Below are 22,686 nucleotides of genomic sequence, written 5' to 3'. Positions count from 1 at the left end.
TGAGACCTGCCAGGACGGGAGACAAGCGAACGCCTTTTTACCGGCGCTCACACACCCACGAACATGGCTACCGATACGGCTGGCTCCGACACGGCGGACTCGGAGGACCAGCACTTTCATACGGTCACGCGGACGGCCCTCTCCGCGGGGGTCGGCGTCGCGGCGGCCTTCCTCTCGGCGTCGCTCACCGCCGGGGCCGAGACGGCGCAGATTGCGGCACAGAACCAGACCGCACAGCTCGTCGTCATCGTCGCCATCGCGATCCAGCCGCTCCTCCAGCGGCTGCTCGGCGTCTACAAGGACGACTTCGGTGCGAAGGACTTCCTGTTCATCGCGTTCATGACCTTCTCCTTCTGGTTCGTGACGTGGGGAATCATGCTCACCGCGCAGCACACGGGGTGACCGATGGCCGACGACAGCATCGCGGTGGTCGACCTGGAGCGCTGCCAGCCCGACCGCTGCAACTACGAGTGCAAGAACTTCTGTCCGCCGAACCGCACCGGGAAGGAGTGCATCACCGTCCGTGGCGAGGACGCGATGGAGGGGAAACCCGACCAGGTGCGCATCTCCGAGGAGATCTGTCTGGGAGAGACCTGCGGCATCTGCGTCGAGAAGTGCCCGTTCGACGCCATCGAGATCATCAACCTGCCACAGGAGCTCGACGAGGAGCCGGCCCACCGCTACGGCGAGAACGCGTTCTCGCTGTACGGCCTGCCGGCACCCGACGAGGGTCGCGTCACGGGCATCCTCGGCCCGAACGGCATCGGGAAGACGACCGCGGTCCGCATCCTCGCCGGCGAGCTCATGCCCAACCTCGGGAACTACGGCACGGAGCCCGACTGGGACGACGTGCTCGACCGCTACCGCGGCACCGAGCTGCAGGCGTTCCTGCGCGAGCTCCGCGACGGCGACGTGAGCGTCGCCCGCAAGCCCCAGTACGTCGACCAGATTCCGAACCAGTTCGACGGCACGACGCGGGAGCTGCTCGCCTCGACCGACGAGCGCGGCGACCTGGACGCCATCGTCGACCGGCTGAGCATCCGGCCGGTGATGGACCAGCACATCGGCGACCTCTCGGGCGGCGAGCTCCAGCGCGTCGCGCTGGCCGCGACGCTCGCCCGGGACGCCGACTTCTACTTCCTCGACGAGATAACGCCGTACCTCGACATCGGCCAGCGCGTCACCGCCGCACGGCTCATCCGCGACCTCGCGGCCGACGGCGACCGGTCGATGCTCGTCGTCGAGCACGACCTGGCCATCCTCGACCTGCTCGCGGACAACCTCCACGTCGCCTACGGTGAGCCCGGCGCGTACGGTGTCGTCACGGACCCGAAGTCGGTCCGGAACGGCATCAACGAGTACCTGAAGGGCTATCTCGACAACGAGAACATGCGCATCCGGCCGAACGCCATCCAGTTCGAGGAGCACGCTCCGCGCACCGTCGAGAAGGGCGACGTGCTCGTCGAGTACCCCGACCTCGAGATGAGCTACGGCGAGGGCGAGTTCTCGCTCACCGTCGACGGCGGCACCGTCCACGAGAACGAGGTGCTCGGCATCGTCGGCCCGAACGGCATCGGGAAGTCCACGCTCGCGAAGCTGCTCAACGGCAGCCTCGAACCGGACGAGGGCGAGCTCGACTTCCGGCTCGACATCTCCTACAAGCCGCAGTACATCGACATCGACCAGCCGATGCGCGTCGACGTGTTCCTCCAGTCCATCACCGACCAGTTCGGCTCGTCGTACTGGAACACCGAGATCGCCCAGCCGCTCCAGCTCGAACGCATCATGGAGCAGAACCTGGAGGACCTCTCCGGCGGCGAGCGCCAGCGCGTCGCCATCGCTGCGTGTCTCTCCGAGGACGCCGACCTCTACCTGCTCGACGAGCCCTCGGCGCACCTGGACGTCGAACAGCGCGTGCAGGCGACCAGCGCCATCCGGCGGTACGCCGAGAGCCAGGACGCGACGGTCATGGTCATCGACCACGACATCTACATGATCGACCTGCTCGCCGACCGACTGATGGTGTTCGACGGCGAGCCAGCCGAACATGGTCACGCCGGCCGGCCCCAGCCGATGCGCTCGGGCATGAACGAGTTCCTCGCGAACCTCGACGTGACGTTCCGCCGCGACGAGCGCACGAAACGGCCCCGCGTCAACAAGCCCGGTTCGCAGCTCGACAAGCAGCAGAAGGACGAGGGCGAGTACTACTACTCGGCCTGAGTCTCCAGGCAGACCGCCAAATCCCGTTTTCAGTCACCTCAAGGCACTTACCGGGCGAGACTGACGAGTCTGCTATGCACCGTCGCTCCCTCCTCACAGCCACCGCGTCCGCACTCGGCGCCGTGACCATCGCCGGCTGTCTCGGCGACGAGAGCGACGACGGCGACGGGACGACCAGCCCGGACCCGACGACGACGCGGCCCACGTCGACACCGACCGACACCCGGACGGCAACCGCGACCGCGACCCGGGCCACCTCGTTCCCCGAGGACTGCCCCGACGAGCCGGACATCGACGGCCTCCCGGCCCGCCCCGAGACCCTGACCGAATCGAACGTCGTCGACTACGTCCGCGAGTTCGAGGCGGTGTACGTGGTGGCGACCGACGACTACTACTCGGGGATCGACTCCATCACCGTCACCGAGACCACGGCGGTGGACGGCGGCTACGACGTCGAGATGGCGGTCGAGGGGACGGAGCACACGCCGACCGGGACCGAGACGCCCCAGCCGGCCGACGCGACCTCGCACCGGGTCACCTACCGCCTCCGGGGCCGGACGCTGGTCCGCGAACTCAGGGGACACGCGTCCGGTGCGTTCATCTCCGAGGACTGCTGGACGGTCTCGACGGGGGGCTGATCGCGACCGGCTTTCGAAGCCCTTAACCCCCTCAGTGGGGAAGTTCGGGTAACTCGCTGGCGGACGGGCTCCAGCGGGCACCTGCGCACAGCAGGTCATCGGAATGTGGTTCGCCGACGCGAACTGAACCGGCCAACGCCCGTGGTGATACACACATGGCACGAAGCTTCTACTCCCACATCAAGGAAGCCTGGCGGGACCCGGACGACGGGAAGCTCGCCGAGCTGCAGTGGCAACGGAAACAGGACTGGCGGCAGCAGGGCGCCATCGAGCGCGTCGACCGCCCGACCCGGCTGGACAAGGCCCGCGAGCTGGGCTACAAGGCCAAGCAGGGCATCGTGGTCGCCCGCGTCTCGGTCCGCAAGGGGAACGCCCGCAAGCAGCGCCACAAGGCCGGTCGCCGGTCCAAGCGTCAGGGCGTCAACCGCATCGGTCGCCGCAAGAACATCCAGCGCATCGCCGAGGAGCGTTGCTCGCGCAAGTACCCGAACCTGCGCGTGCTCAACTCCTACTGGGTCGGTGAGGACGGCTCCCAGAAGTGGCACGAAGTGATCATGGTCGACCCCGAACACCCGGCCATCGAGAACGACGACGACCTCAACTGGATCTGCGACGACAGCCACACGGGCCGTGCGTTCCGCGGCCTCACCAGCGCCGGCACGCAGAACCGTGGTCTGACGTTCAAGGGCAAGGGTACCGAGCACACCCGTCCCTCGAACAACTCCGGCCAGGGTCGCGGCAAGTAACCGCGCCGCTTTCTTCCGGTTTCGCCCGTCTCCGAGCCACGGCTCCGCGGTCGGGGACGGTCGCTCGGGGAACGCTGCCGGAACCGGACGCTTCATTCGGCCCCGCGAGGGAGGGTGACCCGTGAACGGTATCGCCCTCGCGTTGTTCGCGGCGGTCCTCTTCGGCGGCTACATGTTCGGGGTGAAGCGGTACTTCGCCGCGTACCCGGCCTCGGTCTACATGTTCGGCGTGTACGCCGCGGCCGTCGTCTGGTACCTCCCGGTCGCCGTGGCGACGACCGACGGCCCGCCCGTACCGACGACCGTGACCGGCTTCGCCGCGTCGCTGGCGGTCTCGGTCGGCGTCGTCGTCGCACTGCTCGCGTTCTTCCGGGCGCTCTCGACCGGCGACGTGAGCTACGTCGCGCCCATCAGCAAGGTCGTCCCCGCGTTCGTCCTCCCCATCGAGGTGCTGTTCCTGCACGAACGGCTCTCGGCCGTGCAGATCGCGGGCGTCGTCGTCGTCACGCTCGGGCTCTACCTCGTCAACTACGAGCCCGGGGCGCTGTGGGAGCCGCTCGGGCGGGCCGTACGAGCCAGGCCCGCCCAGCTCGCCCTGCTCAGCGCGGCGACGTTCGGCGTCGTCGACGTGGGCAAGCGCGTCGTCCTGCAGGAGCTCGGCGTCGACCCGGCGGCGTTCGTCGTCGTCATGCTCGTCACCACGTTCGTCGCCATCACGCCGCTCGCGCTCCCGAAGCTCGACCGCACGGCGCTGGCTGCCGACTGGTGGAAGTTCGTCGCCTTCGGGGCGGTCGTCGCCGGCGGCCAGCACGTCATCTCGCTCGCGTTCACGACGCTGCCCGCGAGCGTCGCCTCGCCCATCGTCAACGCGCAGGCCGTCGTCGCGGTGTTGCTCGGCGGCGTGGTGCTGGAGGAGCGGAACTTCAAGCTCCGGTTGGCGGCCGCGAGCGTCGCCATCGCCGGTGTCGCCCTCATCACCCTCGGCTAGGCAGTGCCGTCCGGACCGCCGTCGGGAGCGCGGCCAGTTCGGTGTCGACGTCGACCACTGCCCGTGCCCGCCGGGCGATGGGGCTCGGTCGTGCGGCCGCGAGCGCCGCGAGGTAGGCGACCCACAGCAGCCAGACCGCGTGCTCGACGTCGGCGGCGTCGACGACCCGGTAGGAGGTCCACGTCGAGTGCGGGTCGAGCGGATGCGGACCCGTGAGTGATTCGGCGAGCAGCCGGTCGCACAGGGGGCGCTCGAACTGGATGTCGAGCAGTCCGGAACGGTGGACGTGGCCGAGTTCGCGGGTTCCCAGCGTGAACGCGCGGCCGCCCGTCGAGGTCCGACCGGCGGACACGCCGGGCCACTCGGACACCGTGGCGGCGATGGTGTCGGCGACGGACGACACCCCGTGGTGCGTGGTAGCTTCTTCCATGCTGCTCCAGAGGTCGCCGAAGCGTATGACCGTCTCGCCCGGGCCGAGATGCGGCTCTCGGGGGCTGGCAGTACGCGAAAAGAACGCAGCGAGAGGGGACCGGAACCTACAGTTCGCTCTCGTCCGGGAAGCCGTCGTACTCGGTGATGTCGACGCCGTCCGCCGTGACCTCACAGAGGACGAGCCCGTTGCCGGAGCCGGTGTCGCGCTCGGCGGCGCTCTGGACCGCGCGGGCGGCGAGGCGGCGTGCCTCGTCCATCTCGATGTCCTCGTGCCACTCGCCCTCGAGGAGGCCGTAGGCGACCATCATCCCGGAGCCGGTGACGGTGTAGTCGTCCTTCATGACGCCGCCGGCGGGGTCGATGGAGTAGACGTGGCTGCCGTCCTCGTCGACGCCGCCGAGGATGGGGTTGATGGCGAAGAACGGGCCACCGCGGGCGAAGTTGCCCGCGAGCGTGGCCAGCGCCTCGATGCTCATGTCCTCGCCGCGGCGGGTCTCGTAGAGGTTGACCTCGGCGCGGAGGGACTTGATGAACGACTGGGCGCCGCCGACGCTGCCGACGAGCGTCATCGCGGCGGTCGGGTGGATCTCCTCGACCTTCACGACCTGCTTGTTGGAGACGAAGCGGCCGCCGAGGCTGGCCCGCCGGTCGGTCGCGATGAGGACGCCCTCGTCGGTCGCGATGCCGATGGTGGTCGTCCCGGTCTTGTTGACGTTCTGTTCGTCGCCGGCCTGTTCTCGCCACTCGGACGCGCCGAGTTCGGGTTCGTAGGGGTCGGTGTTGTCGAGCTTCATTCGTCGTCACCCTCCGTGAGGAGGTCGAGTTCCGCGAGACGGTTCTCTATCTCGTCCAGTTCGAGGGTCCGGTACTCACCGCTTTCGGTTGCTATCGTGGAGATGGCGAGCCCCTCCGGCGGGAAGCCGTCCTCCTCGCCGACGGCCATCGCCTCGATGGCGAGGTCGATGCCGCCCTGGAGGGTGAGCTCGTCGTCGTACTCCTTCTCGAGGTAGCCCTGGATCTCCTCGCGGTTGCCGCCGATGGCGATGGCCTTCCACTCGTAGGGGGTGCCGGACGGGTCGGTCTCGAAGAGCCGCGGTTCGCCGTCCTCGACACCGCCGACGAGGAGCGCGACGCCGAACGGGCGCGCGCCGCCGGTCTGGGTGTACTGCTGGATGTGGTCCGTGACGGCCTTCGTCAGCGTCTCGACCCCGATGGTCTCGCCGTAGCGGAGCTGGTTGACCTGGGCCTGTCGGCGGGCCACGTCGATGAGCTGGCGGGCGTCGGCGACGTGCCCGGCGCTCGCGATGCCGACGTGGTCGTCGATCTTGTGGAGCTTCTCGACGGAGTCGCGCTCCATCAGCGGCGAGCGACTGCGACGCTCGGCCACGAGGACGACGCCCTCCGGCGTTCGAATCCCGACGCTCGCGCTGCCGCGCTTGACGGCCTCGCGTGCGTACTCGACCTGGTAGAGACGTCCGTCCGGCGAGAAGATAGTGATTCCCCGGTCGTACGCCTGCTGCTGGTTTTGACCTTGCATTGTCTGCGTTAACCTGAAGTTAGCGACGTGTTTTTAAGTACTTTTTTGTACTCCCTGATGACGGGATGGAGACTGCTGCGTATTGCCACCGAAGTCTCCCAGCCCCATAACGACGTTGCACTCGGCAAGGGCGAGTCGGCCGCCGAACGGGTGGGAGTTGGTCACCGGAACACTCATATGAACAGTTGTTCATCTGGGAATATGGCAACGACGGAGCGACTGGAACGACTCATCGCCGACGAGTGCGGGAGCTGCTGCGACGGCGACGTGGACGCCCGCATCGACGAACTTGAGGGGGTGCGCGACCGGGCGAGCCTCGACCGGACACCGACCGACGCCGTCGTCTTCGACGCGCTGTCGACGGAGACGCGGCTCGCCATCGTGCGGCTGCTCGCCGCGGCCGACGGCGAGCTCTGCGTCTGCGAGCTCGAACCGCTCCTCGACGTGAGCGACAGCGCGGTGAGCCACGCGCTCTCGACGCTGACCGACGCGGGGCTCGTCGAGCGCCGGAAGGAGGGCCGCTGGCGCTACTACCGGACGACCGACCGGGCCGAGGCGCTGCTGGCGACGGTCCAGGGCGACGACGGCGACACCGCGGACGCCGACGCCGGAGGTGCCGACGAATGACCACGCTCGGTTTCGTCTGCGTGCAGAACGCGGGGCGCAGCCAGATGGCGACCGCGTTCGCCGAGCGCGAGCGCGACCGCCGCGACCGCGACTGGACCATCGTCACCGGCGGGACGCTCCCGGCCGACCACGTCCACGCCGAGGTCGTCGACGCGATGGCCGACGTGGGCATCGACCTCTCGGACCGCACCCCCCGCGAGGTCAGCGACGCGGAACTCGAGTCGTGCGACGTGGTCGCGACGATGGGCTGCTCGACGCTCTCGCTCGACACCACCGTCGACGTCCGCGACTGGGACCTCACCGACCCCGACGGGCGGTCGCCCGACGAGGTCGCCGCCATCCGCGACGAGGTCGAGCGACGGGTGGTCGCGCTGTTCGACGAACTGGAGGACGGTGTTCAGTGACGCACTCGCCCTCGAACTCCTGCTCGCCGCGTTCGCGGGCGGCGTATTCGGGGCCGCCGTCGGTGCACTGCCGGCGTTCACGCTGACCGGCGTCCTCGTCGTCGTCGGTGAACTGTACGCTCTCGCTCGCGAGAGCGTCGCCCCCTCTGCGCCGGAGCTCGTCCTCACCGGCTCGGTCGCGTTCGGCCCCGTCTTCGGCCCGCACGTCAGCTTCGGTGGCGGCGCGGCCGCGGTCGCCTACGCCGCGAAGCGGGGTTACCTCGACACCGACTTCGACTACCACGACGCCAAGGAGGTCACCCGGGGGCTCGGCACCCGCGTCGACGTGCTGCTCGTCGGCGGCGCGTTCGGCGTCCTCGGCCACCTGCTGAAGACGGGCTCGGCGCTCGTCCTCCCGCTGGACCCGGTCGCATTCGGCGTCGTCGCCTCGGCGCTCGTGCATCGACTCGTCTTCGGCTACTCCCTGCTCGGTGCCGGCCGGGACTTCCTCGACATGGGGCCGTTCGAGCGCGAGGAGTCGCGGCTGGCCACCGACGGCGGGGCGGCGAACACGGGCGCCGACAGCCCCGACCGCCCGGCCGTCGAGCCGTGGCTCCCGTACCAGTACCGGTGGCCGGGCGTCGCGGCCCTCGGCCTCGCCTTCGGCGCGGTCGGCGGCTACCTCACCCACCTGACCGCGAGCGTGTTCCTCGGCTTCGGCGTGAGCGTCGTCCTGCTGGTGTACGTCGTCGCCGGCGTGGCCGAGATCCCGGTCACGCACCACATGACGCTGCCCGCCGGGTTCGCCGTCGTCGGGGCCGCCGGTGGGGCGGAGACGCCGGCCGCACTCGCCGTCGCGCTCCCGTTGCTCCACGCGGTCGCCATCGGGGCGGTCGCGGGACTGGCCGGGGCGCTCGTCGGCGAGTTCGCCCAGCGCCTCCTGTACGCCCACGCCGACACCCACCTCGACCCGCCGGCCGCGAGCATCGTCGTGACGACGCTCGTCGTCTCACTGCTGGCGGCGACCGGCCTCCTCGCCGACCCGGCCGCGCTGCCGTCGCCTGGCTGGCTCGGCTGACCCGCGCCGAACGGTACGCATTTCCACCCGCGGTCGGTAGTCGAAGCCGATGACCGACCGCGGGAAGATAGACCGTTCGTTCTTCGACGACGTGATCTACCCCAACCTCGGGGCATCGCGCGACGACGTGGCGCTCGGCCCCCGACACGGCGTCGACTTCGGCGTCCTCGACGTCGGCGGCAGGGCCGTCGTCACCGCGACCGACCCCGTCTCCATCCTGCCCGACCTCGGCTGGGAGCGCGCCGCCGAGTTCGCGCTCGGCGTCGTCCTCGCCGACGTGGCCGTCTCCGGCATCCCGCCGAGCCACCTCGCCATCTCCTTCTCGCTCCCACCTGAGATGACGGACGAGGCGTTCGCGGCCGTCTGGGAGACGATGGCCGACGACCTCGCGGACCTCGGAACGACGGTGCTGGCGGGTCACACGGCCAGATACGCGGGCTGTGCGTTCCCCTGGGTGGGCGGCGCGACCGTCCTCGGCGTCGGCGACCACGACGACGTGGTCCGTCCCGACGGCGCACGCCCCGGGGACCACCTGCTCGTCACGCACGGCCCCGCCGTGGAGGCGACGGCGCTGTTCGCCGCGCTGTTCCCCGACGAAATCGACCTCCCCGACGACCTGCTCGCCCGGCAGGCCGAGCGCCTCCCGTCGACCGAGCACGTCCGAGACGCACTCCTCGCCGCGGCGAGCGGGCCCGTCACCGCGATGCACGACGCGACGGAGTGCGGGCTCCAGGGCGCGCTCGTCGAGCTCGCAGGCGGCGCGCGCGTCCGTATCGACGTGGAGTCGGCGGCGACCCCCGTCTCGGACGCGGCCGCCGCCATCTGCGACTACTTCGACATGGAGCCGTGGGCGGCGACGACCAGCGGGAGCCTCCTCGTCGCGGTCCGGCCGGAGGGCGTCGACGGCGTCGTCGACGCGCTCGAATCGCGGGGGACGCCCGTCGCCGACGCCGGCCGTATCAGCGCGGGCGAGGGCGTCTACGTCGATGGCGAGCGGGTCCACCACCCCGAGGAGGACCCCGCCTGGCGCGTCTGGGCCGAGCTGTCCGGCGGGGAGTGACGGCTCTGGGACCGTTCACTCCTCGCCGTCGTCGAGCGGGAGGAGCATGCGGACGACGTTCCCGCGGGGCTCGTTCTCCTCGAAGACGAGTTCGCCGCCCAGCGAGTCGATGCACCACTGCATCACCCAGAGCCCGATGCCGGAGCCGTGGTACGTGTCGGTCTTGGTCTCCCCCGCGTCGAGGACGTCGATCTCGACCTCGGGGATGGTCGGTCCGTCGTCGGCGATCCGTATCTCGCCACGGCCGCTCTCGGGGTCCTTGGTGACGCTCACCTCGACCGAGGGCTGGTCGCGGTCGTTGTGCACGATCGCGTTCTCGATGCCGTGGTCGATGGCGTAATCGAGCCCGCCGTCGGCCTGCACCCAGACCGCCGCCGGTTCGTCGAGCAGCACCCTGGCGTCGGGGTACTCCTGCTGTGCCGTCACGACGTGCTCGCGGACGACCTCGTTGACCGACGTCCGCGAGCGCATCGTCCCGTTCGGGTCCGCGATCTCCTCGAACTCCTCGATGGACTTGCTCAGGGAGCCGATCTCCGCGGCGATGTCGAGGATGGTCTCGATCTCGTCCTCCAGTCGCTCCTGCTCGACGGCCGCCTTGAGCCGCTCGGCGTAGCCCATGAGGACGGTGGTGTCGTTCCGGAGGTTGTGACGGACGACCCGGTTGAGCAGCCGGAGCCGGCGCTCGCGCGTCTTGTACTCGGTGATGTCCCTGACCTCCGCGAGAACGCAGTCGTCGTCACCGATGCTGATGCCGGTGAGGTCGACGGACACCCAGAGTATCTCGCCGTTGGCCCGCTCGTTCTGCCACTCGAACGACTGTGGCTCGCCGTCGGCCGCCGCCCTGATGCGGCGTTGCGCCGTCTCCTGGGTGAACTTCGTCGTCGGCGCGGTGAAGTCCGCGACCTGCATCCCCCGGAGCGTGGCCGCGTCGTAGCCGAACAGCTCCTCCAGTCGCTCGTTCACGTCGAGAACGGTGCCGCTTTCGGCGTCGTGGAGCAGCACACCGGTGCTCAACCCCGCGAACTCGGTGGGAAGCTGGGGTTGCCTGCTCATCGACCTCCAGCCCGGTCAGCGAGTCGGTCCGCTCGCACGGCGCGGTCGGCAATTTCCATACTGCAACGGCACGGTGGTCGACTACGAATAGTTACCGGCAGCGGCCAACGCTCACCCGGTGGACTCCACCTCGATCCGTCCCAGCAGTTCGCGCTTCGAGGCCGGCGCGATGGTGACATCGGCCCCCTCGAGCTGCTGTTTCACCCGGCGTGCGTAGTCCGACCGGATTCGGAAGAGGCTCCGACGTCCCGGCGCCTCCACCCAGAACACTCCCCGGAGGACGACCGCGTCGCCCGAGAACTCGTCGACGTACGCCGTCGGGCACGGCCCCTCGACCACGCCGTCGACGTTCCGCGCGGCCTCCTCCAGCAGCGCGAGCGCCTCGTCGACGTCGTCCTCGTAGGCGATGCCCACGTGCTCGACGATGCGCGTGCGGTCGTAGCCGTACGGCCGCGTGACGGCCTGACTCGTCAGCTTCGTGTTCGGCAGCGTCACCAGCCCGCCGTCGGGTGTCTGCACCCGCGTCACCCGGAGCGTGATGGAGCGGACCGTCCCTTCGCCGCCCTCCCACTCGATGTAGTCGCCCACGTTGAACTCCGGGTCGAGCACGAGCACGATACCGCTGACCAGCGAGCCGATGACCGTCTGGCCCGCCACCCCGAGCGCGAGCGTCCCGGCCGCGACGACCAGCGCGGACGACTGCAGGAACGTGCCGTAGCCCGTGATGAACGCCCCGACGAGGACCGCGGCGACGAGGACGGAGAGCCGGAGGTACCGCGACACCGCCTCCTCCAGCGTCGGGTTGTTGCGGTTCCGCGCCGTGACGATGCGACTCACGGCCGGGTCGAGGATGTACCAGCCGAAGATGGTCACGAGACAGAACGCCAGCACGCCCCAGCCGACCCGCACCACGAACGACCAGTCGTCGGCGAGCTCTGCCGGCCAGAAATCGGGCGGTGTCCCCTGCAGCAGGAGCGACAGCGCGTCCGGAAGCATGCCCGGTACAACGTGGGTCGGGCACTAAAGTCCAGACCAATGCTGGGGGTGGGGGCTGTCCGGCGTGCTGTGGTGGTCCCCGACGGACTCGCTGCGACCACGAACCGCCAGCCCCGAGCGAGCCTCGCCAGGGCTTCCCGGAGTCGGGCGCCACGCACCACTTAACACGGCGGGGGTCGAACCGGCGTCCATGCCAGTGGTGCTGCCGAGCGAGATCGTCGTCGAGCGGTTCCTGCCGACCGCCCGGGCCATGCTCGTCGACGACCTCGCCGACAGGGGGCTGACACAGCGGGAGATCGCCGACCATCTGGGGGTCACGCAGGCCGCGGTGAGCAAGTACCGGAGCGGCGAGGTGACAGTCGAGGAGCGCTTCAGCGAGGACGCCCGTATGGTGGCGACGGTCGAGCGCATCGGCGAGGGGCTCGCAGAGGGCGGGATGGACCACTACGAGGCGCTCTCGGAGCTCCTGGCGCTCGTCGAGGAGTTCGAGGACCGCGGGCCAATCTGTGCGGTCCACGAGGACGTGATGCCGGCGCTCCGCGGGATGGGCTGTGACCTCTGTGTGCGCGGGCCGGACAGCGACGTGCTCGACGAGCGGGCGGTGCTCGACAACGTCCGCGAGGCGGTCAGGCGGCTGGGCGGGACGCCGTCCGTCGTCGACCACGTGCCGAACGTCGGGACCAACGTCGCGATGGCGCTGCCCGACGCGGACGAGGTGGGCGACGTGGCGGCCATCCCCGGGCGACTGCACGCCATCCAGGGCCGGCTGAACGTCCCCGGCAACCCGGAGTTCGGGGCATCGCGGCACGTCGCGGGACTGGTGCTCGCGGCGACCGCCATCGACCCGGACGTGCGCGGCGCGGTGAACCTGAAGACCTCCGAGGAACTGCTCGACGCAGCCAGGGCGGCGGGCTACGAGCCCATGGAGTTCGACGCGGGCTACGAGGACCGCGAGGGACGGCTCCGCGACCGGTTCACCGAGGGCGGCGTACCGAAGATCGCCTACCACGACGGCGACTACGGCGTCGAGCCCATCATGTACGTCCTCGGTGCCGACGCCGCCGACGCGGTCTCGCTCGCCGTCGAACTCTGCGAGGCCGCGGAGGAGTAGTCACCGGCCGAGCCGGTAGTGCACGTCTGCCCACGCCGTCAGCGCGTCGAGCGCCGCCCGTTCGTTCCGCGACACCTCGTCCTCGGTCCCGAGTTCGTCGCCCGCGAACGCGTTGCAGACGGCGAGCTCCGCCGTCGAGCAGTACTCGAGCAGCGCCGACGGGTCGCCGTCGGCCTGTGCCGGGATGGTCGCGTCGTTGACGAAGACGGCCCGTGGTGACGGCGCGGCCTCGAGCAGCCGGCGGGCGCGCTCGGCGTTCGAACGGGCGAGTGCGAGGGCGTGCTCGTCGTCCCGGCCGTCGCTCCGCGGCGCGTGCGCGTCGAGGACCCCGTACCAGCAGCCGTCGGGCGGCCGGTAGAAGCGGTCGAGCCGACCGCCGAGCAGTTCGCCGTCGCGTTCGACCGCCGGCGCGAAGTCGAGGACGACGACGCCGTCGGTGCCGTGTTCGGCGACCCAGCGTGCGAGCGTGGCGGCGGTCGTCCGGGTCTTGCCGACGTTCGACGGGCCGACGACGAGGTGGCGCCCGGACGCGACGGGGAGCGGGTCGACGCCGTCGAGCGGGCCGGTCGGCGTCATGCGTCGCTCGCCCGCGTCCGGTCGGTCGCACGGTCGTGGACGAACCGGCCCGCCAGTCCGAGGGTGGCCACGGCCAGCACCGCCGCGAAGACGGCGGCGAGCAGCGTTCCGGGGTCGCCGAGCAGTCCGAGTGGGTCGCTCGCGTACGGTGAGAGCTCCGACCGCAGCCACGAGCCGGCGGTGACGCTCGTCACGGCGAGCAGGACGAGGCCGCCGAGGCTCGCCAGGACTGGCGGCCGCTCCGGGACCGTGTCGGGGTCGTGCAGCAGGTAGAGCACGAGCGCGATGGCGAAGGGCGTGCCGACGAGCCCGAACGCGAGCACGAGCACGAGCAGCTCGAACACGTTCCCGCCCATCACCGGGCCGAGCGCGGCGGCGAGTGCGGTGACGGCCACGGCGGCCCGGTAGCGGTCGTCGTCGCGGCTCCAGCCGAGCTTGTCGGCGAGCGCGTAGGGCGGCACCGTGGTGTTCCCGCCGAGCGTCGAGACGGCCGCGCCGAGCAGGCCGGCGAGGAACAGCGACTCCGCGAGCCCACCGACGGCCGGGCCGAGCGCGGTCGCCGCGCTGGTCGCCGTCAGCTCGGCGAGCGGGACCGGCCCCTGGTGGAAGACGCTCGCGGCGACGAGGAAGATGGCCAGCGAGTAGACGCCGAAGGCGACGCCCATCGAGGCGACGACGTCGAAGCGGGCGAGGCCCCAGTCGTCGCGGGTCCAGCCCCGTTCGCGCATCGTGTAGCTCTGCATCGTGACGAGCGTGACGTGCACCGCGCCGCCGAGGATGCCCGCCGCGACGAGGGCGGTGTCGGCGGTCGGAAGCGAGGGGAGCGTCCCGCCGGCGGCCGCGCCGAGGTCGACCGGCACGACGAACAGCGAGCCCACGAACGCCAGCACGACCAGCGAGACGACGAACTTCGCGCCGAGTTCGGCGACGCGGTAGCCGCCGCCGACGAGCCCGACGGCGAGCACGACCGCCCAGACGACGCCCCAGACGGTCGCGTCGATGCCGGTCGCCAGCGCGGTCACGTCGGCGACGGTCTTCATGATGACCAGCTGTGCCAGCCCCGCCGCGGCGACCACGTCGACGACGAGCAGCCACGCCCACCAGCGCCCCAGCTTCGCCTCGACGGTCGAGACGAGCCCGTCGCCCGTCAGCACGCCCAGTCGCGCGGCGAGGTACTGTGCGGTCGCACCCAGCACCGCCGAGAGGACGACCACCCACAGCAGCTCGTAGCCGTAGCCCGCGCCCGCCCCCAGCAGGCTCGCCATCGTCGCCGGCCCGGCGGCGATCGCGCCGGCCAGCCACGTCGGTCCCATCGAACGTATCCGCGTACCGAGTTCCATGTGCTCGGAGTCGCTATCGGAGCGCCAAGAGTGTTTCCACTAGGTGGTACCACCCGCATATAGCCATCCGGACCCGGGAAAAGCCTATAACAGAACGTGTAGAACCGGGGCGCATGAACGAGCGTCGCATCGTCGTCGCGAGCCTCGCGGTCGCCGTCGCGGTCGCCGGCGGCACGACGCTCGCGACGGGCCAACCGACGGTGTTCGCGCAGACGCCGCTCGGGGTCGCCATCTACGCCTTCGTGGGGGTCGCCATCCCCCAGCACGTCGTCGCGATGCAGACCGGCTCGGAGGTCCGGCTCGGCTTCGCCGGAATCGCCGGCATGGGTGCGCTGGCCGCCATCATGGCGGGGTACGCACGCGGCGGCGTCAACGATCCGTGGTCGGTCGGCTTCGCCAGCCTGCTCATGGCCATCGTCTTCGGCAGCATCATCGGCAGCGTCGTCCGCGAGTTCCGGGCGGGCTACCGCGCCGGCACCGCCGAGGGCTCGCGCTGAGGCCGTTCTCCTGTCGTCGTCCGTCCGGTGACGAGCGACGGCACCGTGCCGGAGTCACCATCATCGATTTGTACTACCAGCTAATACCACCCGGTATGGACCACGACACGACACCCGAGCGGCGACCGGCACCGGACGCTCGGCCCGTGGCGCTGACCGTCGCCGGTAGCGACTCGGGCGGCGGCGCCGGCATCCAGGCCGACCTCGCGACGATGGGCGCCCACGGCGCGTGGGGCACCAGCGCGGTGACGAGCGTCACGGCACAGCACACCCGCGGCGTCGAATCCACACACGTCCTCCCGCCCGCCGAGGTCGCCGCACAGGTCGACGCCGTCTTCGGCGACCTCGACGTGCGGGCGGTGAAGACGGGGATGCTCGCCACCGCGCCCGTCGTCGAGACCGTCCACGAGCGACTCGCCGACCGCGACGTCCCGGTCGTCGTCGACCCCGTGATGGTCGCCACGTCGGGGGACCGCCTCCTCGACCGCGAGGCCGAATCCGCCTACGAGGACCTCGTCGGCGAGGCGACGCTCGTCACGCCCAACGCCGACGAGGCCGCCGTCCTCACCGGCGTCGAACCGACCGACGTCGAGAGCGCCCGGGACGCCGCCGCCGGCCTGCTCGCGCTGGGGGCCGACGCCGCGCTCGTGACGGGGGGCCACCTCGACACCGACGGCGTCGTCGACGTGCTCGTCACCGAGGACGGCGTGACCGTCTTCGAGCATCCCCGCGTCGCCGACGCTGCGACCCACGGCTCCGGCTGCACGCTCTCGGCCGCCATCGCCGCCAACCTCGCCTCCGGCGACGACCTCGCCGACGCCGTCGAGGCCGGCGTCGACTTCGTCGCGCGGGCCATCCGCTACCACGCCGACGTCGGGGCGAACGGCGCTGTCAATCACCACGTCGGCGTCCGGAACGAGGCCGCCGCCCGGGAGACCATCGCCGGTGTCGAAGGTGTCGTCGACGACCTCGTCGCGGCCGACGCGACCACCCTGATTCCCGAGGTCGGGACGAACGTCGTCGGTGCGCTCCCGTACGCCGAGTCCGTCGCCGAGACGGTCGCCGTCGACGGCCGCCTCGCACGCGTCCACGACGGCGTCCGGGCGACCGGCGGCGTGCGCTTCGGCGCGTCCAGCCACGTCGCCCGATTCCTGCTCTCGGCCCGCGAGTACGACCCGACCCTCCGCTTCGCCTGCAACTGCCGGTTCGACGACCGGGTCGCCGACGCCGTCGACGAGCTCGGCTGGCCGAGTGCGACCTACGACCGCGCCGCGGAACCCGCCGACGCGAGCACGATGGACTGGGCCGGCCGGACGACGTTCGGCGCGGCCGACGAGACCCCCGTCGCCGTCCTCGACCACGGGGCGCACGGGAAGGAGCCGATGTGCAAGCTGGTCGCTCGGGATGCCGAGACGCTCTCCGAGCGCGTGCTGGCACTGCTGGGTGCTGTCGAGGGGTGAGCTTCGGGTCGAACCGAGTACTGGATTTCCAACGTGGCGCGCGGCTGGCGAGACTGCCCAGTCGCTCGAATCACCAGCAGTACGAAGGAGAGAAAATCAGCGCTTCGAACCGGTTTCAGGCCGTGTGAACCGTGATCGTCCGCTTCCGGTCGATGGCCTGCTCCAGCTCCTCCGCAATCGCCGACCCCCGAGAGACCTGCACCTCGCCGCCACGGCCGACGGTCGCGGTGAACAGGTACTCGTCGCCCGCCCGCACTTCCACGGTCTCCCCGGTGTGGCCGTCGACGGGCACGATGACGTGCCGCGACGTGATCTCGGGCGTGACGAGCTGGCCCTGCTCCTCCGCACCCGACCCACCGGCTCCACCCGAACCACCCGAACCACTGGAACCGGTCCGATAGTTCGGGTTCTCGTCGTGGGTACGCACGTCGATGTCGATGCCGAGGCGGTCCTCGACGTCGGTGATGCGGCCGCCGCCCTTGCCGATGACGGCGGAGATGTCGTCGTCCTCGACGTAGACGACGGCGGTGTTCTGGCCCTTCAGCTCGACCGAGACGTGGCCACGGGCGATGGACCGTATCTCGCGCTCGATCTCCTGTTTGGCGATGCGGTCGACGCCCGAATCCTTGGACTCGCCGTCGTCGGTGAGCGGGACGGTGACGACCTGCCGGTTGAACGTGTAGATCTCGTACTCGGGCCGGCCGGTCTCGAAGTCGGTGATCTGGATGACCGGGCGTGCGAGGTCCTCGGCGGTGAGGCCGGAGGGAACCTTCACCTCGGTCTGGACGTCGTACACCTTCGCGATCTGGCCGGCCTCGATGTAGACGACGGTGTCGACGACCTGCGGGATCATGCCGAGTTCGACCCGGCCGACGAGGCGCTGGAGCGCGTCGATGGCGCGGGTGGCGTGGACGACGCCGATCATGCCGACGCCGGCGAGGCGCATGTCCGCGAACACCTCGAAGTCGTTGGTCTTGCGGACCTCGTCGTAGATGGTGTAGTCGGGTCGGACCATCAGCAGCGCGTCGGCGGTGTTGGCCATCTCGCCGTCGAGCTCGGTGTACTGCGTGATCTCGGGGCCGACCTGGAGGTCGCGGGGCTTCTCCATCGTCTTGACCGAGTAGTCGTGCTCGGAGATGAACCGGGCGACCGCCTGCGCGAACGTGGACTTGCCGGCGCCGGGTGCGCCGGAGATGAGGACGCCGCGCTGGCGTTCGAGCAGGCGCTCCTTGAGCTCGTCGGCGTGCTCGTAGTCCTCCATGTCCGTTTGCGCGATGGGACGCACCGCGGTGATCTCGATGCCGTCCGCGAACGGTGGGCGGGCGACCGCGATGCGGTAGTCGCGGAACTGGACGATGTCCATGCCGTTCCGGGAGAGCTCGAGGAAGCCGTCGCGGGACTCCTTCGCGGCGTTGACGACCTCCGTCGCGTACTCGTCCATCGTCTCGTCCGAGAGGGGCTCGTCGGCCACCTTCACGTAGTGCATGTCGCCGAGCGCGCCGCGTTTGGCCATCGGAACCGCCCCCGCCTTCAGGTGGACGCTCATCGTCTCGTCGTCGAAGTAGTTCTGCACCTGCAGACGGTCGATCTCGGTCGCGCCGCGGACCTCCGCGGAGACGAACTCCACGTCGAGGCCCTTCGCCTTCGCCACCTCCGACTGGACCACGTCGCTCGTGAGGAACGTCGCGCCCAGCTCGGCGGCGAGGTCGCGGATGAGCGCGTCGATCTCGCCCTCGGCGGCGTGGCCGCGTTCGACCGCGTCGGGGCGCTCGCCGACGTACTCGAGTTCGATCTTCCCCTCGTCGGCGCGGTCGGCGAGGCGCTGGAGCTCCTCCAGCCCGTCCCAGCCGGTGTCGAACCCCTCGTTCGCCTGCGATTCCAGCTCCGCGACGACGGCTTCGGGGACCTGTATGGTGGCCCCCTCGTACTCGCCGTCGTCGACCTTGGCGGACACGCGGCCGTCGATGACCACGCTCGTGTCCGGTACGACGTTCATACGTGCAGTAGGGCCGTGGCGGTTGATAAGGGGCCGGGTCCGGCGGGACGCCGTGACACACCCGCGGTGCTGGAGTCACCGATTCCAGCGTCCTGAGAACCACCCCCACCTGATTCTTGCCCCGAACGTCTTCGGCCCGGTATGGACCCCTCGAAGGAGTTCGGACTGGGTGGGCTGAACCGGTTCGTGGAGGCCGCCTCGCTCACCGGCGAGATCGGGCTGGACGAGGACGAGATCGCCTGGCGCAAGCAGTTCGTCGGCTTCGACGCCGAGGACGAACGTCGGCTCGACGACCTCGAGCCGTTGCTGCGGGACAACCAGGACGCCATCGCCGACGCGTTCTACGACAACCTGACCGCCCACGAGCAGACCCGGCGGGTCATCGAGCGCTCGCCGAAGGGCGTCGAACAGCTCAAGCGCACGCAGCAGGCGTACCTCGTCTCCCTCGCGACCGGCGACTACGACGAGGCGTACTTCACGAACCGCGCCCGCATCGGGAAGCTCCACGAGCTGCTCGACATGCCGCTGAAGCAGTACGTCGGGCAGTACGGGCTCTACTACGACCTCATCCTCTCGCGGGTCGACGAGCGCGTCCAGACGCAGGTGGTCGACGCCATCGAGGACTGGGTCGCGGAACGCGAGGCGAGCGACGGCGGGCTCGACCGCGTCGTCGGCGCGCTCCGGGGGCTCGGCGGCGGCGACGAGCCCGAGGGGCTGGACGCCTCGCTGGAGGCCACCGTCCGGGACGCCATCCACGACGGGATGCAGGACGTGCTCGCGCTGCTGCGCATCCTCAATCTCGACCTGCAGGTCGCCAGCGACACGTACGTGGACTCCTACAGCCAGCGCCTGGAGCGCGCCATCGACGCCCAGCGCGAGCTCGCGACGGAGGTCGAGCAGGACGTCCAGCCCCCCGTCGTCCAGCTGAAGCAGTCCTCCGCCGCCGTCGCCGAGAGCGCGACGACGATCCGGGACCACGCCGATGGGCAGGCCGAGGGCGCGGCTGCGGCGGCCGCCGACGTCGAGGAGGTCAGCGCGGCCGCACAGGAGGTCGCCTCCGTCGCCGACGACGTCCGGGAGACGAGCGAGCGCGCGGCCGCCGAGGCGAGCGAGGGCGTCGATGCGGGCGAACGCGCCCTCGACGCGCTCGAATCAGTCGAGGCGACGACGGAGGACCTGCTCGACGCCGCCGAGACGGTCGAGGCCCGCGCCGAGGACATCGAGGACGTCGTCGACCGCGTCGAGAACCTGGTCGACCGGACCGCCGTGCTGGCGACGAACGCGAAGGTCGAGGCGAAGCGGGGCGGCGGCGGTGGCCCGGCCGAGACCATCGCGTCCGAGCTGGAGACGTTCGTGAGCCGGACCCGCGACGACATCGACGAGGTCGCCACGGCGGCCGACGCCCTCCAGCGCGAGGCGGCGGCGACCCGCGAGGCGGTCGCCGACGCGAACGACAGCGTCCGGGCGGGCCGCGCCGAGGTCGCCGCGGCGGTCGACACCCTCGACGACCTGGAGGGCGTCGTCGACGACGCGGCCCACGGGATGGAGGAGGTCGCGGCTGCGGCCGACCAGCAGGCCCGAAGCGTCGTCGAGATCTCGGAGACCGTGGAGTCGCTCGCGAACGCGGCCGAGTCGGTGGCCTCGGAGGCGCAGTCGGTCGCGAGTGCGAGCGAGGAGCAGGCCGCCAGCGCGAGACACGTCGCCGAGGCCGTCGAGAAGCTGTCGACCGACCCCATCGACGAGCAGGTGCCCGTGTACGAACGGGTGTGAGACGGGGCGTCCGGGTGCCCCTGCCCGCTGGCGAACCCTCTTGTGCCGGGCGACCGCACGGTCGGCCATGGACGAACTCACCGCGCTCACCCGCGACCTCGTCGCCATCCCGAGCCACGACGGCGAGGCCGCGGCGGGCGACTTCGTCGAGGAGTGGCTCCGCGAGCAGACCGACGCCGCCGTGACCCGTGACGACGCCGGCGACGCCGACCGGGGCGGGAACGTCATCGCCCGCCGTGGCGCGACCGACGACCCCGACGCACCGACGCTGGCGTTCGTCGGTCATCACGACGTGGTGCCGCCGGACGACACACAGGTCGACACCGACGGCAGCTACGTCGTCAGGGAGCGCGACGGCCGGCTCTACGGCCGCGGGACCGCCGACATGAAGGGCGCGGACGCGGCGATGCTACTCGCGTTCCGCGACGCCGACCTCGCCGGTGCCGTCGAACTCGTCTTCGCCTCGTTCGTCGGCGAGGAGGTCGGCGGAATCGGTGCCCGTCACGCCATCGACGCCGGCTTCGCGCCGGACTGGGCGCTCGTCGCCGAGGGCTCGACGGGCTACTCGGAGCCGGACACCGTCGACGTGGCCGTCGCGCACAAGGGCCGGCGGGGGAGCACCGTGACGGCGCGGGGGCAGGCCGCCCACGCGAGCGAGCCCGACGCCGGCGAGAACGCGGTGTACCGGGCCTGTGACGCCGTCGACGTCGTCCGCGACCTCGACTGGCCGACGGTCACCGTCGCTGGCGAGGCGCTCTCGGGGAGCGTCGCCGTCACGGGCATCGAGGGCGGCTCCGCGTGGAACGTCGTCCCCGAGTCCTGCGCGGTGACCGTCGACGAGCGCACCGTGCCGGGCGAGCGCGCCGACCTCGGGCAGGTCGAGGCCATCGAGGGTGTCGAGTGGACCGTCGACCAGGACCTCCCGCCGATGCGCTGCTCGGACGACGCCTTCGCCGACGCCGTGCTCGACGCGGTCCGGGCGGTGCAGGACGGCGCTGGCGAACTGGTCACGAAACCGCACGCGACCGACGCCGGCTGGCTCGCCCAGGACGGGACCGCCTGCGTCGTCTGTGGCCCCGCCGAGTCGGGCGAGGCCCACACCGCTTCGGAGAGCGTCTCCATCGACGTGCTCGAACGTTGCTACGAGAGCTACCGGCGGCTCGCGGCATCCTGGTCCGGGTAGCTCGTCGGCGGCCGGTCAGTCGTCGCCCGCGGCGGCCTCTTCGACCGGCACTGCCGCCGACTCCGTCCCCGCGGGGAGTTCGTCGACGAGCACGACCGACTCGCCCTCCACGGCGGCCTCGCCGTCCTCGTCGTACACCGCCACGTCCAGCCGGTACTTCGCGCCTTCCAGGTCCTCGGTCACCCGGCAGACGGCCGTCGCCACGTCGCCGACGCCGATGGGACCCATGAACCGGAGGTCCTGCGAGAGGTAGATGACCAGCCCGGGGAGCCGCGCCAGCGCCGCCGAGACCACCCCGGTCGTGAGCACGCCGTGGACGATGCGCTCGCCGAACCGGGTCTGGGCCGCGAACTCCCCGTCGAGGTGCAGCCGGTTCGTGTCGCCGCTGGCCTCCGCGAACGACCGCACGTCACCGTCGGTCAGCCGCTTGCGGAACCGCACCACGTCCCCCACGCCGAGCCCGTCCGCCGTCCCCTCGCCTGCGAACTCCCAGTCCGGGTGGTCGTACGCCATCTCCGGGCTCTCCGAGGGGACGTGCGGGTGCGGATCGAGCTCGAACGCGTCGTCCACCCGCCGCCGTCGCTCGGTCAGATGGGGCAGGTAGTCCGCGAGGTCGCTGACGGCGACGAGGCCGACCAGCTCCCCGTCCTCGACCACCGGGAACCGCTCCACGTCGTGCTGCTCGAACAGCTCCGCGGCGCGTTCGAGCGTCGCGCCCGCGTGGATGGTGACCAGGTCCGCCGCCATCACCGTCCCCACCGTCACCTCGTCCGGGTCCAGCGCGTCCGCGAGCACGTCTACCAGGTCCGACTCGGTGACGATGCCGACCGGTTCCTCGGCTTCGATGACGACCAGCGAGCCCACGTCCGCGGCCGACAGCTCGCGGGCGGCCGCCCGGACCGTCGTCTCTGGGGTCGTCGTCAGGACCTCGCGGGTCATACAGTCGCCGACGGCGAGTGGAACGAGCATGGTGGGACGTATCGTGGTGTCGGGGT

At 70.8% G+C, this 22,686-nt stretch carries 23 protein-coding genes; 14 read left to right on the top strand and 9 right to left on the bottom strand.

Going from position 1 to position 22,686, the window contains the following annotated elements; all coding sequences use genetic code 11:
- Nucleotides 1-63 precede the first annotated feature (63 nt).
- The 5 genes from ACSG06_RS20545 (at nucleotide 64) to ACSG06_RS20525 (ending at nucleotide 4,592) form a co-directional block, all read left to right on the top strand.
- Nucleotides 64-402: an EMC6-like membrane protein gene (locus tag ACSG06_RS20545; protein WP_440992157.1), complete on the top strand. Its 339-nt coding sequence runs from the start codon at nucleotides 64-66 to the stop codon at nucleotides 400-402.
- Between the two features lie 3 nt (nucleotides 403-405).
- The gene (locus ACSG06_RS20540; RefSeq protein WP_440992156.1) at nucleotides 406-2,220 is read left to right on the top strand and encodes a ribosome biogenesis/translation initiation ATPase RLI; all 1,815 of its coding nucleotides are present in this window, start codon (nucleotides 406-408) and stop codon (nucleotides 2,218-2,220) included.
- 74 nt (nucleotides 2,221-2,294) lie between these two features.
- A complete protein-coding gene (locus ACSG06_RS20535; RefSeq protein ID WP_440992155.1) occupies nucleotides 2,295-2,858 on the top strand; it encodes a hypothetical protein in 564 nt (187 codons plus the stop codon).
- 155 nt (nucleotides 2,859-3,013) lie between these two features.
- A complete protein-coding gene (locus ACSG06_RS20530) occupies nucleotides 3,014-3,604 on the top strand; it encodes a 50S ribosomal protein L15e (protein WP_440992154.1) in 591 nt (196 codons plus the stop codon).
- Nucleotides 3,605-3,725: 121 nt separating this feature from the next.
- Complete coding sequence (locus ACSG06_RS20525; RefSeq protein WP_440992153.1) at nucleotides 3,726-4,592, top strand: DMT family transporter; 867 nt, start codon at nucleotides 3,726-3,728, stop codon at nucleotides 4,590-4,592.
- On the opposite strand, the gene ACSG06_RS20520 is transcribed toward ACSG06_RS20525, so the two are convergent.
- The 3 genes from ACSG06_RS20520 to psmA all read right to left on the bottom strand — a co-directional run bounded on the left by ACSG06_RS20520 (nucleotide 4,579) and on the right by psmA (nucleotide 6,561).
- Nucleotides 4,579-5,022 (bottom strand): luciferase domain-containing protein, encoded by a 444-nt coding sequence (locus tag ACSG06_RS20520; protein ID WP_440992152.1) that lies wholly within the window; start codon nucleotides 5,020-5,022, stop codon nucleotides 4,579-4,581. The genes ACSG06_RS20525 and ACSG06_RS20520 overlap by 14 nt on opposite strands.
- 106 nt (nucleotides 5,023-5,128) lie before the next feature.
- The gene (gene psmB / locus ACSG06_RS20515) at nucleotides 5,129-5,818 is read right to left on the bottom strand and encodes an archaeal proteasome endopeptidase complex subunit beta (protein ID WP_440992151.1); all 690 of its coding nucleotides are present in this window, start codon (nucleotides 5,816-5,818) and stop codon (nucleotides 5,129-5,131) included.
- The gene (gene psmA / locus ACSG06_RS20510; RefSeq protein WP_440992150.1) at nucleotides 5,815-6,561 is read right to left on the bottom strand and encodes an archaeal proteasome endopeptidase complex subunit alpha; all 747 of its coding nucleotides are present in this window, start codon (nucleotides 6,559-6,561) and stop codon (nucleotides 5,815-5,817) included. The genes psmB and psmA overlap by 4 nt, the downstream gene beginning before the upstream one ends.
- A gap of 201 nt (nucleotides 6,562-6,762) precedes the next feature.
- Between psmA and ACSG06_RS20505 the strand changes: the two genes are divergently transcribed.
- Genes ACSG06_RS20505 through ACSG06_RS20490 form a run of 4 tightly spaced genes read left to right on the top strand, consistent with a single transcriptional unit; the run spans nucleotide 6,763 to nucleotide 9,709 of the window.
- A complete protein-coding gene (locus ACSG06_RS20505; protein WP_440992149.1) occupies nucleotides 6,763-7,188 on the top strand; it encodes an ArsR/SmtB family transcription factor in 426 nt (141 codons plus the stop codon).
- Entirely contained in the window at nucleotides 7,185-7,592 is a 408-nt protein-coding gene (locus tag ACSG06_RS20500) for an arsenate-mycothiol transferase ArsC (protein ID WP_440992148.1), read from the top strand. The genes ACSG06_RS20505 and ACSG06_RS20500 overlap by 4 nt, the downstream gene beginning before the upstream one ends.
- A complete protein-coding gene (locus tag ACSG06_RS20495; protein ID WP_440992147.1) occupies nucleotides 7,582-8,649 on the top strand; it encodes a DUF7973 family transport facilitator in 1,068 nt (355 codons plus the stop codon). The genes ACSG06_RS20500 and ACSG06_RS20495 overlap by 11 nt, the downstream gene beginning before the upstream one ends.
- Nucleotides 8,650-8,698: 49 nt before the next feature.
- On the top strand, nucleotides 8,699-9,709 hold the full coding sequence (locus ACSG06_RS20490; protein ID WP_440992146.1) for an AIR synthase-related protein: 1,011 nt from the start codon (nucleotides 8,699-8,701) through the stop codon (nucleotides 9,707-9,709).
- A 15-nt stretch (nucleotides 9,710-9,724) separates the two neighbouring features.
- On the opposite strand, the gene ACSG06_RS20485 is transcribed toward ACSG06_RS20490, so the two are convergent.
- Complete coding sequence (locus tag ACSG06_RS20485) at nucleotides 9,725-10,762, bottom strand: PAS domain S-box protein (RefSeq protein ID WP_440992145.1); 1,038 nt, start codon at nucleotides 10,760-10,762, stop codon at nucleotides 9,725-9,727.
- 111 nt (nucleotides 10,763-10,873) lie between these two features.
- Entirely contained in the window at nucleotides 10,874-11,758 is an 885-nt protein-coding gene (locus tag ACSG06_RS20480) for a mechanosensitive ion channel family protein (protein WP_440992144.1), read from the bottom strand.
- Between the two features lie 190 nt (nucleotides 11,759-11,948).
- Between ACSG06_RS20480 and ACSG06_RS20475 the strand changes: the two genes are divergently transcribed.
- Entirely contained in the window at nucleotides 11,949-12,869 is a 921-nt protein-coding gene (locus ACSG06_RS20475; protein ID WP_440992143.1) for a thiamine-phosphate synthase family protein, read from the top strand.
- On the opposite strand, the gene ACSG06_RS20470 is transcribed toward ACSG06_RS20475, so the two are convergent.
- Nucleotides 12,870-13,445: a hypothetical protein gene (locus ACSG06_RS20470; protein ID WP_440992142.1), complete on the bottom strand. Its 576-nt coding sequence runs from the start codon at nucleotides 13,443-13,445 to the stop codon at nucleotides 12,870-12,872. It lies immediately after the preceding gene.
- The gene (locus ACSG06_RS20465) at nucleotides 13,442-14,785 is read right to left on the bottom strand and encodes an NRAMP family divalent metal transporter (protein ID WP_440992141.1); all 1,344 of its coding nucleotides are present in this window, start codon (nucleotides 14,783-14,785) and stop codon (nucleotides 13,442-13,444) included. The genes ACSG06_RS20470 and ACSG06_RS20465 overlap by 4 nt, the downstream gene beginning before the upstream one ends.
- Before the next feature lie 113 nt (nucleotides 14,786-14,898).
- On the opposite strand from ACSG06_RS20465, the gene ACSG06_RS20460 reads away from it, so the two are divergent.
- Nucleotides 14,899-15,282 (top strand): hypothetical protein, encoded by a 384-nt coding sequence (locus ACSG06_RS20460; RefSeq protein ID WP_440992140.1) that lies wholly within the window; start codon nucleotides 14,899-14,901, stop codon nucleotides 15,280-15,282.
- 95 nt (nucleotides 15,283-15,377) lie between these two features.
- Nucleotides 15,378-16,742: a bifunctional hydroxymethylpyrimidine kinase/phosphomethylpyrimidine kinase gene (thiD, locus tag ACSG06_RS20455; RefSeq protein ID WP_440992139.1), complete on the top strand. Its 1,365-nt coding sequence runs from the start codon at nucleotides 15,378-15,380 to the stop codon at nucleotides 16,740-16,742.
- Nucleotides 16,743-16,857: 115 nt separating this feature from the next.
- Here the strand turns inward: thiD and ACSG06_RS20450 are convergent, their stop codons facing one another.
- Complete coding sequence (locus ACSG06_RS20450) at nucleotides 16,858-18,738, bottom strand: PINc/VapC family ATPase (RefSeq protein ID WP_440992138.1); 1,881 nt, start codon at nucleotides 18,736-18,738, stop codon at nucleotides 16,858-16,860.
- 141 nt (nucleotides 18,739-18,879) lie between these two features.
- On the opposite strand from ACSG06_RS20450, the gene ACSG06_RS20445 reads away from it, so the two are divergent.
- Nucleotides 18,880-20,508: a protoglobin domain-containing protein gene (locus tag ACSG06_RS20445; RefSeq protein WP_440992137.1), complete on the top strand. Its 1,629-nt coding sequence runs from the start codon at nucleotides 18,880-18,882 to the stop codon at nucleotides 20,506-20,508.
- Between the two features lie 67 nt (nucleotides 20,509-20,575).
- Nucleotides 20,576-21,691 carry a M20 family metallopeptidase gene (locus ACSG06_RS20440; protein WP_440992136.1) on the top strand — a complete coding sequence of 372 codons (1,116 nt, stop codon included), beginning with the start codon at nucleotides 20,576-20,578 and terminating at the stop codon, nucleotides 21,689-21,691.
- Between the two features lie 15 nt (nucleotides 21,692-21,706).
- Here ACSG06_RS20440 and ACSG06_RS20435 read toward each other — a convergent pair whose 3' ends face one another.
- Complete coding sequence (locus ACSG06_RS20435; protein ID WP_440992135.1) at nucleotides 21,707-22,660, bottom strand: CBS domain-containing protein; 954 nt, start codon at nucleotides 22,658-22,660, stop codon at nucleotides 21,707-21,709.
- Between the last annotated feature and the right edge of the window lie 26 nt (nucleotides 22,661-22,686).

Origin of the sequence: Haloarchaeobius baliensis (assembly GCF_052060055.1) — an archaeon.
Taxonomy (GTDB): Archaea; Halobacteriota; Halobacteria; order Halobacteriales; family Natrialbaceae; genus Haloarchaeobius; species Haloarchaeobius baliensis.
Note: the sequence above shows the minus strand (reverse complement) of the source record. Positions and strands in the feature narration are given on the sequence as shown.

Bases quoted from the DNA above. Each gene is read 5' to 3' on its own strand.
- psmA (WP_440992150.1), bottom strand. From the start codon at position 6,561: ATGCAAGGTCAAAACCAGCAGCAGGCGTACGACCGGGGAATCACTATC.
- ACSG06_RS20465 (WP_440992141.1), bottom strand. From the start codon at position 14,785: ATGGAACTCGGTACGCGGATACGTTCGATGGGACCGACGTGGCTGGCC.
- ACSG06_RS20540 (WP_440992156.1), top strand. From the start codon at position 406: ATGGCCGACGACAGCATCGCGGTGGTCGACCTGGAGCGCTGCCAGCCC.
- ACSG06_RS20440 (WP_440992136.1), top strand. From the start codon at position 20,576: ATGGACGAACTCACCGCGCTCACCCGCGACCTCGTCGCCATCCCGAGC.
- ACSG06_RS20435 (WP_440992135.1), bottom strand. From the start codon at position 22,660: ATGCTCGTTCCACTCGCCGTCGGCGACTGTATGACCCGCGAGGTCCTG.
- ACSG06_RS20520 (WP_440992152.1), bottom strand. From the start codon at position 5,022: ATGGAAGAAGCTACCACGCACCACGGGGTGTCGTCCGTCGCCGACACC.
- ACSG06_RS20475 (WP_440992143.1), top strand. From the start codon at position 11,949: ATGCCAGTGGTGCTGCCGAGCGAGATCGTCGTCGAGCGGTTCCTGCCG.
- ACSG06_RS20500 (WP_440992148.1), top strand. From the start codon at position 7,185: ATGACCACGCTCGGTTTCGTCTGCGTGCAGAACGCGGGGCGCAGCCAG.
- ACSG06_RS20460 (WP_440992140.1), top strand. From the start codon at position 14,899: ATGAACGAGCGTCGCATCGTCGTCGCGAGCCTCGCGGTCGCCGTCGCG.
- ACSG06_RS20530 (WP_440992154.1), top strand. From the start codon at position 3,014: ATGGCACGAAGCTTCTACTCCCACATCAAGGAAGCCTGGCGGGACCCG.
- ACSG06_RS20450 (WP_440992138.1), bottom strand. From the start codon at position 18,738: ATGAACGTCGTACCGGACACGAGCGTGGTCATCGACGGCCGCGTGTCC.
- psmB (WP_440992151.1), bottom strand. From the start codon at position 5,818: ATGAAGCTCGACAACACCGACCCCTACGAACCCGAACTCGGCGCGTCC.
- ACSG06_RS20535 (WP_440992155.1), top strand. From the start codon at position 2,295: ATGCACCGTCGCTCCCTCCTCACAGCCACCGCGTCCGCACTCGGCGCC.
- ACSG06_RS20480 (WP_440992144.1), bottom strand. From the start codon at position 11,758: ATGCTTCCGGACGCGCTGTCGCTCCTGCTGCAGGGGACACCGCCCGAT.
- ACSG06_RS20505 (WP_440992149.1), top strand. From the start codon at position 6,763: ATGGCAACGACGGAGCGACTGGAACGACTCATCGCCGACGAGTGCGGG.
- ACSG06_RS20470 (WP_440992142.1), bottom strand. From the start codon at position 13,445: ATGACGCCGACCGGCCCGCTCGACGGCGTCGACCCGCTCCCCGTCGCG.
- thiD (WP_440992139.1), top strand. From the start codon at position 15,378: ATGGACCACGACACGACACCCGAGCGGCGACCGGCACCGGACGCTCGG.
- ACSG06_RS20485 (WP_440992145.1), bottom strand. From the start codon at position 10,762: ATGAGCAGGCAACCCCAGCTTCCCACCGAGTTCGCGGGGTTGAGCACC.
- ACSG06_RS20490 (WP_440992146.1), top strand. From the start codon at position 8,699: ATGACCGACCGCGGGAAGATAGACCGTTCGTTCTTCGACGACGTGATC.
- ACSG06_RS20545 (WP_440992157.1), top strand. From the start codon at position 64: ATGGCTACCGATACGGCTGGCTCCGACACGGCGGACTCGGAGGACCAG.
- ACSG06_RS20445 (WP_440992137.1), top strand. From the start codon at position 18,880: ATGGACCCCTCGAAGGAGTTCGGACTGGGTGGGCTGAACCGGTTCGTG.